Raw genomic sequence first — 1803 nt, forward strand, 5'->3', positions numbered from 1 at the left:
CCAGTGATGCGGGCCAGCAACTCGCGCGGGTCAAAGGGCTTGGGCAGGTAGTCGTCGGCGCCCATCTCCAGCCCCAGGATGCGGTCCATCAGCGCGCCACGCGCCGTCAGCATCACCACGGCGATGGGGGTGCGCTCGCGCAGGCTGCGGCACAGCGCCAGGCCATCGACGCCGGGCAGCATCAGGTCCAGCACCACCAGGTCAGCGCTGTGGCGGGCCAGCCAGTCCCACATGCCCTGGCCATCGGCCACGGCAGCCGCCTGCATGCCCTGGGCGCGCAGGTAGTCGCAGAGCAGCTCGCGGATCTCGGGGTCGTCATCGACCACCAGGATGCGGGCCTTGCCGGGCAGGCTGGCGGGGGGCGGGGGCGTCACGGTTTTCTCCGGATAAGTAATGGATTGTGTTGGAGGGCGGGGCGACAACATGGCATTGCAAATCAGGCGGGCGGTGGCAGCTGGGCAGCTGCCGCGCTGATTAGAGTGGCGGCTCACTGATCAATAAGAACGATTTTCATTCTAGTTTGTTGTGACCATGACCGCATTGAAGCTCTCCCCGGCACTGCCAGGTGCAGGTGCATCCGCTGCCCGGATTCCGCCCCGTTTTTGTACTGCTGCGCAAGCGGGCATGCGCCTGCGCGCGCTGGGATTGGCGCTGGGCTTGGGCCTGGCCACCAGCCTGGCGCTGGCTGCCCCAGCGCAGCCTGCAGCAGAGGCCGCAGCCGTGCAGGGCACGACGGTGGTGGATATCGTTGGCCGCACCGTGCAGATCCCCGCCAAGGTGGACCATATTCTGCTGGGCGAGGGCCGCTTTCTGTATGCGCTGGCGCTGATGGAGGGCGCTGAGCCCTTGAAGCGCATTGTGGGCTGGCAAGGCGAGCTGGCCTTTGCCGACCCCAATGGCTGGGCGGCCTACCAGCAGCGTTTTGCGCAGATCACGCAGATTCCGCTGATCGGGCGCACGTCGGAGGACAGCGTCAGCTACGAAAAATCGGTCTCGACCCAGCCCGATATCGCCATTTTTGGCCTGGGTGGCCATGGCCCGGGCCGCCAAAGCAGCCTGGTGCAGGCGCTGGAGAAAGCCGGCGTGCCGGTGGTGTTCATCGACTTCCGCGCCCAGCCGGTGCGCAATACCGCCAAGAGCATCCGCATTCTGGGCCGGGCGGTGCAGCGCGAGGCGCAGGCCAATGCCTATGCCGATTTCTACGAGACGCATTTGCAGCGCGTGCAATCCCGCGTCAAGGACATCCCGGCGCAGCAGCGCCCGCTGGTGTTTGCCGAGCTGCTGGCCGGTGTCTGGGATGGCTGCTGCCACACGGCCGGCAAGGGCAATGTGGGCGAGTTCATTGACGCCGCTGGCGGCATCAACATTGCGGCAGGCAAGATCCCCGGCGCGATTGGCGATCTGAACCAGGAGGCGCTGATCGCGCAGGACCCGGCCGTCTACATCGCCACTGGCAGCCGGCCCCAGGGCAGCCGCCCGATGGTGCGGGCCGGCGAAGGGGTGAGTGCCGCGGAACTGGGCAGCAGCCTGCGCGAGCTGACCCAGCGCCCCGGCTTTGAGATGCTGAGCGCCGTGCGCGCGGGCCACGCCCATGGCCTGTGGCACAACTTCTACGATGCGCCCACCAATATCCTGGCGATCGAGGCCATGGCCAAGTGGTTCTACCCCGAGCGCTTTGCCGATGTGGACCCGCAGGCGACGATGGCCGAGATCAACCAGCGCTTCTTGCCGGCGCTGCCGATGCAAGGCGCGTACTGGGGGGATATCGCCCCGCTGAAGGCCAAGCCATGAGCGTGGCCATGC

2 protein-coding genes are annotated in these 1803 nt (G+C 67.1%); one reads left to right on the forward strand and one right to left on the reverse strand.

Annotated elements, in window-relative coordinates:
* On the reverse strand, positions 1-374 hold a 374-nt coding region (locus tag H928_RS33795), incomplete at its 3' end, for a response regulator transcription factor (RefSeq protein ID WP_239645059.1).
* Between the two features lie 250 nt (positions 375-624).
* Here H928_RS33795 and H928_RS0122900 point away from each other — a divergent pair.
* Positions 625-1791, forward strand: coding sequence for an ABC transporter substrate-binding protein (locus H928_RS0122900; RefSeq protein WP_021028591.1), 1167 nt, complete (start codon positions 625-627; stop codon positions 1789-1791).
* Positions 1792-1803: the final 12 nt, after the last annotated feature.

It is taken from the genome of Comamonas sp. B-9, assembly GCF_000410635.1.
In the GTDB taxonomy this organism is placed as follows: Bacteria; Pseudomonadota; Gammaproteobacteria; order Burkholderiales; family Burkholderiaceae_C; genus Comamonas.

Bases quoted from the DNA above. Each gene is read 5' to 3' on its own strand.
- H928_RS0122900 (WP_021028591.1), top strand. From the start codon at position 625: ATGCGCCTGCGCGCGCTGGGATTGGCGCTGGGCTTGGGCCTGGCCACC.